General features: G+C 62.2%; 9 protein-coding genes, 2 rRNA genes and 2 pseudogenes (1 of these 13 cut by a window edge). 3 read left to right on the plus strand and 10 right to left on the minus strand.

The annotated features are described in order from the left end of the window. Window positions 1-25 precede the first annotated feature (25 nt). Together pyrF and KWO_RS17010 are read right to left on the minus strand one after the other, a co-directional pair. Window positions 26-757, minus strand: a complete 732-nt coding sequence (gene pyrF, locus KWO_RS17005; RefSeq protein ID WP_010377021.1) for an orotidine-5'-phosphate decarboxylase — start codon at window positions 755-757, stop codon at window positions 26-28. Beyond that, window positions 754-1713 carry a 5'-nucleotidase, lipoprotein e(P4) family gene (locus KWO_RS17010; RefSeq protein WP_017112454.1) on the minus strand — a complete coding sequence of 320 codons (960 nt, stop codon included), beginning with the start codon at window positions 1711-1713 and terminating at the stop codon, window positions 754-756. Before KWO_RS17010 ends, pyrF begins: the two co-directional genes overlap by 4 nt. Before the next feature lie 458 nt (window positions 1714-2171). Between KWO_RS17010 and KWO_RS17015 the strand changes: the two are divergent. Further along, window positions 2172-2839: pseudogene (locus KWO_RS17015) on the plus strand (YceH family protein). 285 nt (window positions 2840-3124) lie between these two features. Here the strand turns inward: KWO_RS17015 and KWO_RS17020 are convergent. The 3 genes and pseudogenes from KWO_RS17020 to rep all read right to left on the minus strand — a co-directional run. Then, window positions 3125-3316: pseudogene (locus tag KWO_RS17020) on the minus strand (DUF4272 domain-containing protein); the annotation flags it as partial. Window positions 3317-3468: 152 nt separating this feature from the next. Next, window positions 3469-4023 (minus strand): GNAT family N-acetyltransferase, encoded by a 555-nt coding sequence (locus KWO_RS17025; protein ID WP_010374593.1) that lies wholly within the window; start codon window positions 4021-4023, stop codon window positions 3469-3471. Window positions 4024-4111: 88 nt separating this feature from the next. Next, window positions 4112-6088, minus strand: a complete 1977-nt coding sequence (rep, locus tag KWO_RS17030; RefSeq protein WP_010377030.1) for a DNA helicase Rep — start codon at window positions 6086-6088, stop codon at window positions 4112-4114. Between the two features lie 207 nt (window positions 6089-6295). Here rep and KWO_RS17035 point away from each other — a divergent pair, with 207 nt between their 5' ends. Then, window positions 6296-6925 carry a thymidine kinase gene (locus tag KWO_RS17035; RefSeq protein ID WP_010374599.1) on the plus strand — a complete coding sequence of 210 codons (630 nt, stop codon included), beginning with the start codon at window positions 6296-6298 and terminating at the stop codon, window positions 6923-6925. 458 nt (window positions 6926-7383) lie between these two features. Continuing rightward, window positions 7384-8628: a GAF domain-containing sensor histidine kinase gene (locus KWO_RS17040; RefSeq protein ID WP_010377032.1), complete on the plus strand. Its 1245-nt coding sequence runs from the start codon at window positions 7384-7386 to the stop codon at window positions 8626-8628. Window positions 8629-8794: 166 nt separating this feature from the next. Here KWO_RS17040 and KWO_RS17045 read toward each other — a convergent pair whose 3' ends face one another. The 5 genes from KWO_RS17045 to KWO_RS17065 form a co-directional block, all read right to left on the minus strand. Then, complete coding sequence (locus KWO_RS17045) at window positions 8795-10396, minus strand: OpgD/OpgG family glucan biosynthesis protein (protein ID WP_010377034.1); 1602 nt, start codon at window positions 10394-10396, stop codon at window positions 8795-8797. Between the two features lie 68 nt (window positions 10397-10464). Then, window positions 10465-11568, minus strand: coding sequence for a DUF4380 domain-containing protein (locus KWO_RS17050; RefSeq protein ID WP_017112451.1), 1104 nt, complete (start codon window positions 11566-11568; stop codon window positions 10465-10467). Between the two features lie 635 nt (window positions 11569-12203). Next, the gene (mutM, locus tag KWO_RS17055; protein WP_010374685.1) at window positions 12204-13019 is read right to left on the minus strand and encodes a bifunctional DNA-formamidopyrimidine glycosylase/DNA-(apurinic or apyrimidinic site) lyase; all 816 of its coding nucleotides are present in this window, start codon (window positions 13017-13019) and stop codon (window positions 12204-12206) included. A gap of 397 nt (window positions 13020-13416) precedes the next feature. After that, window positions 13417-13531 (minus strand): 5S ribosomal RNA (gene rrf / locus KWO_RS17060). Window positions 13532-13703: 172 nt separating this feature from the next. After that, window positions 13704-15408, minus strand: a 23S ribosomal RNA gene (locus KWO_RS17065); it runs 1176 nt beyond the window's last position.

A 15408-nucleotide genomic window follows, 5' to 3' on the forward strand; every position in this document is an offset into this window, starting at 1 on the left:
GGCTGCGCCACGGCTGCAGCCCTGCTCAGTCGCGGCGCTCCCCCAGCGCCGTGCGGATCTCGGCCTGGATGGCATTAGCAGCCGCTGCGGGCTCGCTCGCCAGGCGGATCGGGCGGCCGACGACGATCGCGTCGGCGCCATCGGTGAAGGCCTGCGCCACGCCTACCGTGCGTTGCTGGTCGTCGCCGACCGGGCCGCCGGGGCGGATGCCGGGGCAGACGATGGAAAACGCAGCGCCAGTGGCACGGCGGATCGGGCCGGCTTCCTGGCCGGAGGCGATGACGCCATCGATACCGGCGGCCTGTGCGGCCAGCGCGCGCTCCACCACCACCTCCACCGGTTCGCGGTCGATGCCCATCGCCGCCAGGTCTGGCCTGCCCATCGAGGTCAGCACGGTCACCGCCAGCAGGCGCATGTCGCCATGATTGGCCTCGGCGGCAGCCTGCATCATGCCGACGTGCCAGCCGTGCACGGTGCAATAGCTCACCGGCCACTGCGCCAGGCGGCGGATGGTGCCGGCCACGGTGGCGGGAATGTCGAAGAATTTGAGATCCACGAACACGCGCTTGTCGCGCTTGGCCAGCGCATCGAGCACATGGAAGTACTCGCCGGAGGCCAGCAGTTCCATGCCGATCTTGTAGAACGACACGGAATCGCCGAGACGGTCCACCCAGGCGATCGCTTCGTCGTGGCTGGGCACATCCAGCGCGAAAATCAGCCGCTCATGCGCGGCCAGCGGCAAAGGCGCCCGGCTCATCGGGCCACCTCCAACGCAGCGCGCTTGGCGTCGTGGCGCTTTTGCCATGGCTGCGCATAGTCGTTGTTGAACTGCGCCGGCTCCCAGCCGCCGTAGCTGGGGTTGGGCAGCATCCACCACCGTTCGCCGAACCAGTCGTGATACTGCTGCAGCAGCGCGTCACGCGCTTGGCTGGTGTTGGCGGTGACTTGCACGAAGTCGCCCAACTGGTCACCGAACTGCATCAGCACGCGATACTTCTGCCCGGCCAACTGGCGGCGGCAGTTCTTTTCGCTGCCGTTCTGCTCGCAGCCCTGCACTACCGTGCCCAGGCCGAGAAACACGCTGTCGTCGGCCACCGGCAAGCCCACGCTGCGCAGGTTGGCCAAGGTGGCGTCCTTGAGGTGCACGGCGCGGTTGGAGATGTAGATCAGGGTGATGCCGCGCGCATTGGCAGCCTTGGCGAAATCCACCACACCGGGGATGGCGGTGGCTTTCTTCTCGGCCACCCACTGGTCCCAACTCAGCTCGTCGTATTCCTTGCCATCGCGCAGCAGGCGCGCTTGATACGGCGAGTTGTCCAGCACGGTCTCGTCCACGTCCAGCACCACGGCCGGCTTCAGTATGGTGGCGGCGTTGTCGCGTTCTTCCGGCACCAACGCGTCCCAGTTGGGCTGCTTGAGCGCGCTATCGAGCTTGTCGGCAGCGGCGCGGTAGGTCTGCTCGGCCACGGCACGGTATTCCTCCGAGCGCTGCATCCACAGCACCGCGTTGAGGTTGTCGTCGCCAGCAGGTGCGGTGGTGGTCGACGTCGCGGCCTTGCTGACCGCAGCGCTGGCGTCGGCATTGGCAGTTGCGGTGGCTTCCTGCGCGTGCGGGGCCGGTTGTGTGCCGGCGGGCTTGCAGGCGCTCAAGGCCAGCGCGGTGCAGGCGAGCAGGGACAACAGTGCGTAAAGCGAGGGGCGCATGGCATCCACCAGGACAGGAGCGGCAATCAAGACCGCGATTTTAGCGGTTTCGCGAGGTACTGCCTGCTCTGGCGCATGGCAACGCTGTTGGAAGTGGCGCAGGCACGCGCGGATGAGGGCTCCACCACACGGACCATCTAACCGCCTGGCCGGACGGGTGTTCCACTCGATTGCCGATGCGTGTTTGTGGCCGTCCGTACGTGCGTGGCGGACGATCTGAGCCGCTCCGACGCTGTCAGCGTGGAGCGATGCTGCGCGCCGGGGGCTGTCAGTTCGAGGCAGTATCCCGCCCTGCGTTCGGGGAGGATTTTTAAGGGGATGCGCTCAAGCAGGTCCATCGTAGCCACACGGCCCAGCCTTCTCACTACACGCGTCGATGCCATCAGCCAAGCCGCATGATCGCCGCATGGGAAGAACGCCGGCGGCAGATCGGCATATCCTTGTGCGCTGATTGCCCGGAGCCACCCATGACAGAGACCTCGCCCCCGCCCGTCCTCGACACCGCCCAGGCCCGCGTGCTCGGCTGCCTGATCGAAAAAGAGGCCACCACGCCGGACGCGTACCCGCTCACCGTTAACGCCGCGCAGGTGGCAGCAAATCAGAAGACCGCGCGCGAGCCGGTGTTGAATCTGCAGACCGGCGTGGTGCATCACGCGCTGCGCCAGCTGGAAACCCTTGGCCTGGTGCGCCAGCAGTTCTCCTCGCGTGCCGAGCGCTACGAACACCGCCTGGGCAGCGTGCTGGATCTGACCCGCCAGCAAGTTGCCTTGATTGGCCTGTTGCTGTTGCGCGGCCCGCAGACGCTGGGCGAGCTGTACGCACGCAGCGAGCGGCTGGCGAGCTTCGCCGATACCGACGACGTGCGCCATCACCTCGACCGGCTGATCCAGCGCGGCCTGGCCGCACAGCTGCCGCGTGCCAACGGCCAGCGCGAAGATCGCTACGCGCATCTGCTCAGCGGCGAACTGGATGTGGAAGCGCTGCAGGCCGCCGCGGCGCGTGCCGCACCGAGCGTGCGCGCGGCAGCGATACCAGCGAACTAGAAGCACGGGTGCAGATACTGGAAGCCACGGTCACCGAACTGCAGGAAGTACTCGCTGCGCTACAGGCGCGGCTGGACGCGGCAGGAGCTTGATCTGTCGGTTGCGCCGGCCGACAGATGCAGTGGGTAACGCCGCAGGTGTTCTGCAGCGTCGGCGCATTCGCTTTGGGTGATCCTACGGCAGCGGCGGATCACTCGATAACCACTACGGCAAGTTGAGGCAGGCCGCATCGCCGCTAGATCCACAGTGTCAGCATTCAATCGCCTGCCTAGACCTGTCACCACAGACACGTGCTGGATGAATGCACAGACCTGTATTGCATCGGCATTGCACGAGCGCCGTCGACGCCTCAATGCCGTCGCTGGGGCGTGTCCAGCTCAGGTCGGCGTATCCACCTCGTCCCACTCGGCATCTTCGAAGTGCGGTAGCCAATTGAGCGCGTAATGCCGTTCGTACACCACGCCCGGCACGATGCCGGCGGGTACCGGCTGACCGGAGTGCCCGGCCTGGCGTACCGCCCAGTGCAGGCGCAGGTATGGACTACGTGCAGGAACTGGAGCGTCGAGCGGTGCATGCCGCACCGAGTAGCAGCCGCGTCCGTCTGACTGCCAGGCAGCTTTTTAGCCCGGGCTAAACACGCCGTACGCGTCCAAACTGCAGCGCACGCACTGGTAGTCCAGCCGCGTACCGTCGGGTCAGTGCATCTGGCGCGCGAGCCTGCTCAGCTAGCGCTACGCGCAGGCCCCAAATCGATTTCGTAATACAGCACTGCCGCTGTCTCCGGGCTCAATTCCCGCAAACCGTGTTGCTGCAGCCCGAGCTTTTCCAGCGCACGGATCGAATTGGCATTGTCCGGTGACACGATGGCGCACAGCTGCGACAAGCCCAGTACAGCGCGTGCGTAGTCCAACACCGCGCGACCGGCTTCGGTGACATAACCCTTGCCGCGATACGCAGGCAGCAACGCAAAGCCGATATGCGGCACCGGCAAGGTGTCGCGACACAACAGCCCCAACGTACCGACAAACGCGGCGTCCTCGCGCGTTTCCACCGCCCAATGTGCGAAGCCATATCGCTCCTGGTGCGCCTGCGCCCACGCGCGTAGATGCGCGCGCGCCTGCTCACGCGTGCGAATACCGCGGTCGTTAATGCCGGCGATAAAACCAGGGTCGTTGACCAGTTCCAACATCGCATCGGCATCGTGCTCAGGGTCGAGCGTACGCAAGCGCAGCCGCGGGGTTTCGATTACGACAGTCACGTCACACTCCGGCATCATGAAAAGCCAGACTGCTGTGCCGGCGCGTCACTGGCAAGCGCGATGCAGCATGTGGTTGCGCGTTGCGCGTGCAACGGCACACCGCACATCAGTCGAACAATGCCTGGATCGCCGCCAATCCCGCACTGGCGCGTTCTTTCTTGCGCTCGGCATCGGCCACCGGGTCGGCACCGTCGCGTTGTAATTCTTCGGCCGGAATCTCGTCGAAGAAGCGACTCGGTTTGAGTCGCACATGCTCGCCAAACTTACGCGTCAGCTTGCTGTGGCTCATCCACAACTGATCCTTGGCGCGGGTGATGCCCACGTACAACAAGCGGCGTTCTTCCTGCAGATTGCCTTCTTCCAGGCTCACTTCGTGCGGCAGTACGCCGTCCTCGCAGCCGACGATGAACACGTAGCGGAACTCCAGGCCCTTGGACGCATGCATGGTCATCATGCGCACCTGGTTGCCGCCATCGTCCTTGTCGTTGCGCGACAGCAACGCCAGCTGCGCGGCCAGATCGCTGGCACTCGCGCCACGCGGGCCGCCTTCGAACCACTCGGCCAGCTCGTCCAGATTGCGCTTGCGCCGCTGGAAGCCGGTTTCGTCCTTGGATTGATTACGCAGGTCGTTGAGCAGGCCGGATTTTTCGGCCAGCATGCGCACCAGCTCGCCGGCCGGCATGCTGGAAGAGTGCTCGCGCATGTCGCGCAGGATGTCGGTAAAGGCACTCAAGCCGTTGGCTGCACGCGGCGGCAGATGCTGCAAGGCACCCATCGACTCAGCCGCACGCGACATCGGCACCGACTTGGCGCTGGCAAGCTCAGCCAAACGCGCCAGCGAGGTCGCACCAACCTCGCGCTTGGGCGACTGCACCGCACGCAAGAACGCCGCATCGTCGTCCGGGTTGACGATCAACCGCAGCCACGACAACACGTCCTTGACCTCCTGCCGTTCCAGAAATGCGGTGCCCCCGGTCAGGTGATACGGCACGCGCAGCAGCTGCAGCGCTTTTTCCAGCGGCCGCGACTGAAAATTACCGCGAAACAGAATGCAGAAATCGCTCCACGGCACCTGCTTGGCGGTGCCCAGGAACGCAATCTCCGCAGCGACCTTTTCGGCCTCATGCTCGCTGTCGCGGCATTCCCACACGCGGATGCGCTCGCCGTCGGCCTGATCGCTCCACAAGGTCTTCAAGTGCTCATGCGGGTTGTGCGCGATCAAGGCATTGGCTGCGCGCAGCACACGGTTGGAGCAGCGGTAGTTCTGCTCCAGCTTGATGATTTCCAGCGCCGGATAATCGCGCGCCATCTGCTGCAGGTTTTCCGGATTGGCACCGCGCCAGGCGTAGATGCTCTGGTCGTCGTCGCCCACGCAGGTGAAGTTGCCGCGTGGCCCGGCCAGCATCTTCAACAGCCGGTACTGCGCATCGTTGGTGTCCTGGCACTCGTCCACCAGCAAATAGCCGATGCGCTCGCGCCAGCCCATCACGATGTCTTCGTTGGCTTCCAAAATCTGCACCGGCAGGCGGATCAGGTCATCGAAATCCACCGCGTTGAAGGTCGTCAGCCGCGCCTGGTAGCGCTCGTACAAGCTGGCCGCTTCCTTTTCGCGGGTGCTGCGTGCCGCCGCCATCGCCTGCTCGGGCGACAGGCCGGCATTCTTCGCGCGCGAGATCAGGTTCTTGGCATCTTCGATCGCGTCGGGCTTGGCGCCATGCATCAGGTCCTTGATCTGCGCGGCGGCATCGTCCGAATCGAAGATCGAAAAGCCGCGCTTCAGGCCGGCAGCAGCGTGCTCGATCTGCAGGAACTTCAGCCCCAGCGCATGGAAGGTACAGATGGTCAGGCCATCGGCACCGTCGCCGCGGATGCGCTTGGCCACACGCTCACGCATTTCCTTGGCGGATTTGTTGGTAAAGGTGATCGCGGCGATGCGCTTGGCCGGATAACGGCCGATGGCGATCAGATGCGCGATCTTTTCCACAATCACGCGTGTCTTGCCGCTACCGGCACCGGCCAGCACCAACAAGGGACCTTCGCAGTGCAGCACCGCGGCGCTTTGCGGGGGATTGAGACCGTACATAGAGGCTTCCGACAGAGCGCGCCATTGTACCGGGGCTGCCTGCGGCTGGCCGGCGCGTTGGGTTCATGTATCCATTGCAGGTAGCCCGGCCCCACAGCGAGCGGCTATACGTCCATGGGCGAGGGCCAGTCGTTCACCCCGCTATGGGAGGCCAGCTCGGCACACACCAGCGCCGCATCTAGCCGCCCGGCCCGGTAAAATCGTCCGATGGCCAAGCTCTATTTCTACTATTCGGCAATGAATGCCGGCAAGACCACCACCTTGCTGCAGTCTGCGCACAACTACCGCGAGCGCGGCATGCGCACGCTGATCCTGACGCCCAAGCTCGATCACCGCGCCGGTAGCGGCGTGGTCGCCTCGCGGATCGGCCTGCGCGCGGACGGGCGTATCTTCGAGCGCGACACCGAGTTGCAGCAGCTGGTCGAGCGCGATATACACAACGACGGCCCGTTGCATTGCGTGCTGGTGGACGAGGCGCAGTTCCTCAGCCGTACGCAGGTGTGGCAGCTGAGCGAGGTGGTCGACCGCCTGCGCATTCCGGTGCTGTGCTATGGCCTGCGCACCGATTTCCGCGGCGAGCTGTTCGAAGGTAGCCAGTTCCTGCTGGCCTGGGCCGACGAGCTGGAAGAGATCAAGACCATCTGCCACAGCGGTAGCAAAGCGACCATGACCGTGCGTGTGGATGCGCACGGGCACGCGGTGCAGGACGGCCCGCAGGTGGAGATCGGCGGCAACGAGCGCTATGTCTCGGTCAGCCGCGCCGAGTTCAAGAAAATCATGCGCGGCGAAGGCCGTATCGATCCACTGCAGATCGCCTTGCCGCTGCCAGTTGCCTAGCGCTGAGCATTGGGAGCGTACCTGCGGTGCTGATGCGGCTGCGGTCTATTAAGGCCGGGCTGCGCCTAAGTGATGAGCAGTTCGATCGCATCCATTTTCGCACTGTGGCACGCACCGCGGTATCGCCCTAAGAAGGCACCCCAGCTTTGGTCTCATATACACAGCGGCTCGCCTCTCGACAGCACCGAATGCCTCGCTGCCGCGCTGACGCCAGTTGCTGGCACCAACGCCCCTGCTCGGCGGCGCAGGGCAACTTCCTCGCCTGCTAAGCGCGATCCATCCACCGCGATCTATACGCGATGCAGGCGCTGCTAAACCTGTGAGGGCATGTGTCACGACGGCATCGCGATCATTCGCGCACAGGCGTATCGTGGCGCATGTAACACAACGGCGCGCCACGTAGCCGAGCGCAACCGCAGCCCTGTAAACTGGCAATCAGCCACTCCTTGGAGGCACTCATGGATCCACTGCCTCCCGCCTTACGCGCCGATATCGCGCGGGTTGGCCGGCTCTCGTCGGTCCCGGATGTATTGACCGTCCTCACCCGTCTGACCGGCATGGGGTTCGCTGCAGTCGCGCGCGTAACCGAAGCACGCTGGATCACCTGCCAGGTGCACGACACGTTGTCTTTTGGCCTGCGTCCCGGCGACGAGCTACCGCTGGCAACCACGTTTTGCGACAGCGTGCGGGTCAAAGGCAACGCGGTGTGGTTTGGGCATGCATCCGATAACCCGGTCTATCGCGATCATCCCTCGCCACGGCTCTACGGCTTTGAAAGCTACGTCTCGGTGCCGATCAAGTTCGACGACGGCAGCGTGTTCGGCACCTTGTGCGCACTGGATCCGCAGCCGCGTGTCATGGATGCACCGCTGGTGGAAAAGGTCGAACTGCTCGCGCAGCTGCTGGCCGCACAGATCCAGGCCGAGCAACGTGCCGAAGAAAGTGCGCAGGAGTCGCGGCGCGCGCGCAGCGAATTGGGACGCGTCGGTGCATCGGCGCGCTTGCGCGAAGAATTCATCGGCATTCTCGCGCACGACCTGCGCAACCCGTTGCAGTCCATGCATGCGGTGGTGGACATGCTGTCCATCGACCAGCTCAACCATCGCTACGGCAACTCCTTCCGCTCGATGCAGCGCAGCCTGCGGCGCATGGAAGAACTGATCGATTTCGCCTGCGATTTCGCTCGCGGCATCGAACGCGACTGGCTGCAGCTGGACTATGGCGACGGCAGCGACCTGCTTGATGCACTATCCCAGGTAGTGGACGAAACCCGCGCTGCCTATCCCAACCAGGTGCTGTCCACGCACGTGGCCATCGACGAGCCCGTGCACGGCGATGCGATCCGTCTGGCGCAGATGTTCGGCAGCCTGATGATCAACGCGGTCGTGCAAGGCCCGCAGAGTTCGCTGATCAAGGCGGTCGCGGTCACCGAACATGGCCGGCTGCGCTTCGAAGTGTGCAATCTGGACGGAATCGATCCGCGCAGGCTGGATGTTCTGCACGCATCCACCCATGTGCATGCCGGCGGACGTGCGCTGCCTGATGTCGATCTGGGGTTGCATATGGCAGCGCAGATCGCAAAAGCACATCAAGGCGAATTACGCATCATCAGCGAAAAGGGAGGCACCTGTTTTCGCGTGGAGCTGGCGTGCGCACGCCCGCGTGGGCGCCTGCAGTTGGTCGACAACTCCGCGCCGGCCTAAGCGCTTTACGCAACGACCGTCAGCCTGCAAAAAAGCACATCGGCAGGCGGCGCGCCAACGGCTGATGTGGCGGCCTTTCGGACTCTAGCCATTCGCATGCCATGGCTGCACGCCACAGCGCGGAGCTGGCGCAACAACAGGCGCCAGCCGTCTCGCTCAGCGAGCGTCAATACATCCTGCGCTCACTCGCCGCCGGCGGGGTCCACTGGTACAGCCAGGTTTCGGTGAGCGGCTTACCGTTAGCGCGCAGATACAGGCGGATATCAATCTGCTGGGCGCCCTCGTCCGGCGGCACCAGGTCGAACATCGCACGATAGCCCTTGAGCTCATGTAGCGGGCGCGCCGACACGATTTCGGTGGTGCCGCGCGATACCTGCAGCACCGCCTCTACCTTGGCCTTGGGGTCCTTCGTCAACGCCGCCAGTTCGCCACCGGTAAAATCCACCACAAAGCGCCAGGAGAAATGGCTGCGCTTTTGCCCAACGATGCCGCCCAGGCCGGTTCGGGTGGCGACGCAGTGCGCCAGCGGCGAGCTGGCCGGCGGCTGCGCGCCCCAGTACAACCGGTAGCCCATCAGTAGCTCCTGCCCCGGCTGCGGCTTGGCCTGTGGGTTCCAGAACGCCACGATGTTGTCGAAGGTCTCGTCCACCGTCGGAATCTCGACCAGCTGCACCGAGCCCTTGCCCCACCCACTCTTGGGTTCCACCCACAGACAGGGGCGCTTCTCGTAAAACACGCCATCGTCCTGGTAATGGTCGAAGTTGCGGTCGCGCTGCAGCAGCCCGAAACCGCGCGGGTTTTCGTCGACAAACATGTTGAAGCGCAGATGCGGCGGGTTGCATAACGGGCGCCAGATCCACTCCCCGCCACCGGTCCACATCGCCAGGCCATCGGTGTCGTGAATTTCCGGGCGCCAGTCCCAGTCCATGCGGTTATCGTTTTCGCCGACCTGATACATGCTGGTGCACGGCCCGATGCCCAGCCGCTCGATCGTCTTGCGCGGGTAAAGCGCGCTGTCGATGTCCATCAGCAGCACATCGCCATTGGTGATGGCGAACCGGTAGGCCCCAGCAATGCTGGGCGAATCCAGCAACCCGTACACCACCACCGTGTTCGAGTCGTCGGCCGGCTGCTCCAGGTAATAGGCGATGAAGTCCGGAAACTCCTCCGGCCCGCCGGTGCCGGTATCGATCGCCAACCCGCGCGCCGATTGCCCGTACTGGCCCTCCTTGCCGACAGCACGGAAATAGCTCGCGCCCAGGAACGCCGAGAAATCGCGATCGGTGTCCTTGCGTGTATTGAGCCGGAAACCGGCAAAGCCCAGATCCTTCGGCAATTGCTTGCCGCCCAGACCGCTCTTGCCGTAATCGAATGCAGCCGGGTCGTACGCCAGCTGCTGCGCCTTGCCATCGACGATGTCGTAGATGTGCACCGGAGTATGGAAATACAGCCCCAGATGAAAGAACTTCGCCTGGAATTTGCCATTGCCATCGGCCCACAGCGCGTGGTCCTGGCGGTAGCGGATGGACTGGTACTGATCCCAGTTCAACGCCTCCAGCGGCCCCGGCAATACCTGCTTGTGGCTCTTGTATGGCGCCTTTGCCAGCTCGCGCGCCTGACCCTTCAACCAAGCGTAGTCGAACGGCTGCGGCTGCCCGAGGCGACGCAAGCCAACCGCCTTGGCCGCCAGTGCCCATTGCGGCAACGCCGGCAAACCGAGCGCGGCCAATGCGGCAGCAGCATTCTTCAGGAAGTGGCGTCGTTGCATGCGCATCGATCTGGTCAGGGATTGGGCGACATCATAGCCACAGCCCGGCACCGAGGTGAATGCGCACCTCAGCGAGGCGCGGACGGCCCATCGCAGGCATTGGCCAGCGCGAGCGTTTTGGTCTTGCCGCACAGGAACTGTCGCTGCGCCTGCTCCTCGTTCGGCCCGGTGTAGCGCAACAGCGTCCACTGCTCCTGCGCCTGCATTTGCGCGCCTGGCGCGAGCTGCCGATACGGCGCATGCACCTCCATTTCCAACAATCCCTGCTCCGGATGCTGCGGTGGCGCATCCAGATATAACTCCACCTGCCCTTGTTCGGGATGGATCGCCGCCAGCGGTTGATGTGCGAAGCGAATCACCAATACTTGCCCGCCGGCAAAACCGGCCATCCACCCCGCAGACGGCTGCAGCAACAGCTTGCCACGCTGGATCAGTCCGTCTTGGCGCGCATCGGCGCGCAGCGCAAAGACGCCGCGCTTGAGCTTAAACCGCGGCGCAGTCGTGCCGGCCTCGCTCGGCGGCTGCACACGAATATCCGCAGCAGCGGCAACCGGCACAAAGACCCTAGTCGTGGCCGCAACGCGTGTGTTGAACCAAAGATCCCAGGCAATGGGCTGCGTGCGGATATTGCGTGCGCTGGCGTGGATCTCCACAGTATCCGCACGCGCTGCAGAAAGCTTGACCTGCTTGCGCAATTGCACGCCGGTCAGCGGGCTGGGCACGCCCTCAAATTCCAACGCGTCATGACCCTGCAGGGTGACCTGCGTCTGCGCCAACGACAGATACGGGTCAGGCGGCCACACCGCGGCCGCCGCTTGACGCTCATGGTTGAGCTGCTGGTGCAACCACCACTGACTCTGCGGCCCAACCCACACATCATGGCCAAAATACGGAATATCCCCCGAAGTGGCTGAAACCTCGGGCGCAGGCTGTTGCTTCACCGCCGCACCGACTTTCAACACATTAGGCTGACCGCGCAGATTGAACGACAGCACGCGCCCTCCAAATGCCGGCGTTGCGCTCAACTCCACCTCCTTGCTATTTAATCGGATGCGCTCTGCGGCAGCTGCGTGAGCGGGTGCGGGCGTCACTGCGCCTGAAGACGTCATGCACAACAGCGCAACTGCGCCGGTAACCATCAGAGGAATGACGCGCTTCGGCGAGCTGGACATATCGCGGTTCCAAACAAGGACCTCGGAATTGTGGCCCGCTGCATGTGTGGACACCAGAACAACGCTAGTTGCGTCTGCTTGCTGGAAGTCTCCAGACGGGCAAAGCGCGCATTGGCGATACGCCTGCCTGGAGACGAGAGACGCGCATAGCGCTGGCTGCTTCTCGACAGTTTCAAAAAGACGGGCATCTCTGGTGAGTCGATAGACACCCTCGGACATGCATGAAGGTTGCGGCGCACACTTGATGCCGGCTTCCAGAGCGAGCGCAGTGACCGAGGCTGCCTGGATAAAGTTACGCCTGTCCCCTGCACTTCCGGATACAAAAGGCATCGCGACCAGCCGGGCATGCCGAATCACCACAGCGCAGATGAGCCCCGTGATAGAAATTTCTACTGTCCGCTGCACTTCCGGACACAAAGGCGTGGCGACCAGCCGGAGCATGCCGAATCACCACAGCGTGTAAGAGACACTTTTATCGCCTCGCAACATTGCGTAGATCAGGCGCATGCAACACGTCAGCTAATAAGCAACATGCGTCGTTGCTCGGCTTACCTTGCCGGGACTTCCGCTGAGATGAGCTGGACGCGACTGCGATAACGCGATTGGTCAAACGCAGCGTCGGTCTGACGTCGCACTTAGCGCTGACAACTCCCGCACCACACCGTGGCGCGCTGGCCGATGGTGGCGTGCTTCAACAGCCGCCCGCACTGTTTGCAGGGCTCGCCTTCGCGGCCGTATACGGTAAGTTCCTGTTCGAAATAGCCGGGCGCACCATCAGGACTGATGAAGTCACGCAAAGTAGTACCACCGCGTTGGATGGCATACGCCAGAATGTCCTTTACTGCGTCAGCCAGACGCCGGTAGCGATCCAGCGACACCTTTCCCGCCTCGCGCAGGGGGCTGATTCCAGCGCGATGCAAGCTTTCGGCAGCATAGATATTGCCAACGCCGACAACAACGGCCTGATCCATCAGAAAGGTTTTAACGGCAGCACGCCGACCATATGCAAGTGCGTGCAGATAATCGCCAGTAAATGCGTCCGATAATGGTTCTGGACCAAGCGCCGCGAGTAATTCATGCGCCTGCGTGTCGGATTGCCACAGCAAACAGCCGAAGCGGCGCGGATCGTTGAACCGCAGAACGCGTCCATTTTGCAGACTGATATCCACGTGGTCATGCGACCTCGGCAACGTATCGCCGGGCAACACCCGCAGGCTTCCGGACATGCCAAGGTGCAGGAGTGCACTGCCGCCCGCATCCGTGTCGATCAGTAAGTACTTTGCACGTCGGCGCACATTGGTAATGATGGCGCCGGGCAGCAGACGCTCGATCTGCTCAGGAATCGGCCAGCGCAAATCCGGCCGACGCAGGATGACGCCATGGATGCGTTGCGCAACCAGGTGCGGCGACAAGCCGCGCAGCGTAGTTTCAACTTCGGGCAACTCGGGCATTAGCGCATCCAAAGAACTGCCGGTCACGCACCGGCAAAGCAGCATAGGGAGGCCGATGAGCTCGAATGCAATCGGCACGTTTTTACAGATACTCTGCACCCACTGCACCCACTGCTTACACCTGAGACAGTAATGAGTACGCAGCAGCGCCCGCCGTAGGGATGTTTGGAGACTTATGGCGATGTGCTGCGCTGCTGCGGCAAGTCAGCTGCCGGCATTTACTCCTGCAATTCGCACAGCACATCACCTGCAGCCGTGTCCAAGACGCGGCCTCAAGATGGGTTGGTTGTGCTGGGTGAAGCCAGCGCCTATGCAGCGGGAGGCTGTGCACATTTTCCTCACGTCGCGCGCAAAAAGAAACCCTCCATCCATTCGGATAGAGGGTTTCGGGTAAAGCCCCTGGCGATGACCTACTCTCGCATGGCTTGAGCCACACTACCATCGGCGCAGCTGCGTTTCACTTCCGAGTTCGGGATGGGATCGGGTGGTTCCACAGCGCTAATTTCACCAGGGAGACGGTTGGAGCGTCGCCAGTTGGGGCTTTTCGTCAAACGTTTGCACAAGCAAGTGCAAACATTTGCTGAAGAAGCACCTACGGCGCTCGTCTCGCATAGTTAACTTGTGACGTAGCTTGCATTTGATGATCTACCAACGTTCGTTGGGACCAAGGCAACTTGAGGTTATATGGTCAAGCCGCACGGATCATTAGTATCAGTTAGCTCAATACATTGCTGTACTTACACACCTGACCTATCAACCACGTAGTCTACATGGTTCCTTTAGGGGGCTTGTGCCCCGGGAAGTCTCATCTTGAGGCGCGCTTCCCGCTTAGATGCTTTCAGCGGTTATCGCTTCCGAACATAGCTACCCGGCAATGCCACTGGCGTGACAACCGGAACACCAGAGGTTCGTCCACTCCGGTCCTCTCGTACTAGGAGCAGCCCCTCTCAAACTTCCAACGCCCATGGCAGATAGGGACCGAACTGTCTCACGACGTTCTGAACCCAGCTCGCGTACCACTTTAAATGGCGAACAGCCATACCCTTGGGACCGACTACAGCCCCAGGATGTGATGAGCCGACATCGAGGTGCCAAACACCGCCGTCGATATGAACTCTTGGGCGGTATCAGCCTGTTATCCCCGGAGTACCTTTTATCCGTTGAGCGATGGCCCTTCCATACAGAACCACCGGATCACTAAGACCTACTTTCGTACCTGCTTGATCCGTCGATCTTGCAGTCAAGCACGCTTATGCCTTTGCACACAGTGCGCGATGTCCGACCGCGCTGAGCGTACCTTCGTGCTCCTCCGTTACTCTTTAGGAGGAGACCGCCCCAGTCAAACTACCCACCATACACGGTCCCTGATCCGGATAACGGACCTAGGTTAGAACGTCAAGCACGACAGGGTGGTATTTCAAGGATGGCTCCACTGCAGCTAGCGCCACAGTTTCATAGCCTCCCACCTATCCTACACAGACGAACTCAACGTTCAGTGTAAAGCTATAGTAAAGGTTCACGGGGTCTTTCCGTCTTGCCACGGGAACGCTGCATCTTCACAGCGATTTCAATTTCACTGAGTCTCGGGTGGAGACAGCGCCGCTGTCGTTACGCCATTCGTGCAGGTCGGAACTTACCCGACAAGGAATTTCGCTACCTTAGGACCGTTATAGTTACGGCCGCCGTTTACTGGGGCTTCGATCAAGAGCTTCGCCTTGCGGCTGACCCCATCAATTAACCTTCCAGCACCGGGCAGGCGTCACACCCTATACGTCCACTTTCGTGTTTGCAGAGTGCTGTGTTTTTGATAAACAGTCGCAGCGGCCTGGTTTCTGCGACCCTCTTCAGCTATAGCTCGCATGAGCCACCAAAAAGGGTGCACCTTCTCCCGAAGTTACGGTGCCATGTTGCCTAGTTCCTTCACCCGAGTTCTCTCAAGCGCCTGAGAATTCTCATCCTACCCACCTGTGTCGGTTTACGGTACGGTCTTCGTGAGCTGAAGCTTAGGAGCTTTTCCTGGAAGCGTGGTATCAGTGACTTCGCCATAAAGGCTCGTCTCGGTGCTCGGTCTTAAAGGATCCCGGATTTGCCAAAGATCCAAACCTACCGCCTTTCCCCGGGACAACCAACGCCCGGTACACCTAACCTTCTCCGTCCCTCCATCGCACTCACGCGAGGTGCAGGAATATTAACCTGCTTCCCATCGACTACGGCTTTCGCCCTCGCCTTAGGGACCGACTAACCCTGCGTCGATTAACGTTGCGCAAGGAAACCTTGGGCTTTCGGCGTGCGGGCTTTTCACCCGCATTATCGTTACTCATGTCAGCATTCGCACTTCCGATACCTCCAGCAGACTTCTCAATCCACCTTCGCAGGCTTACGGAACGCT

Source organism: Xanthomonas vasicola pv. musacearum NCPPB 4379, assembly GCF_000277895.2.
GTDB classification, from domain to species: Bacteria; Pseudomonadota; Gammaproteobacteria; order Xanthomonadales; family Xanthomonadaceae; genus Xanthomonas; species Xanthomonas vasicola.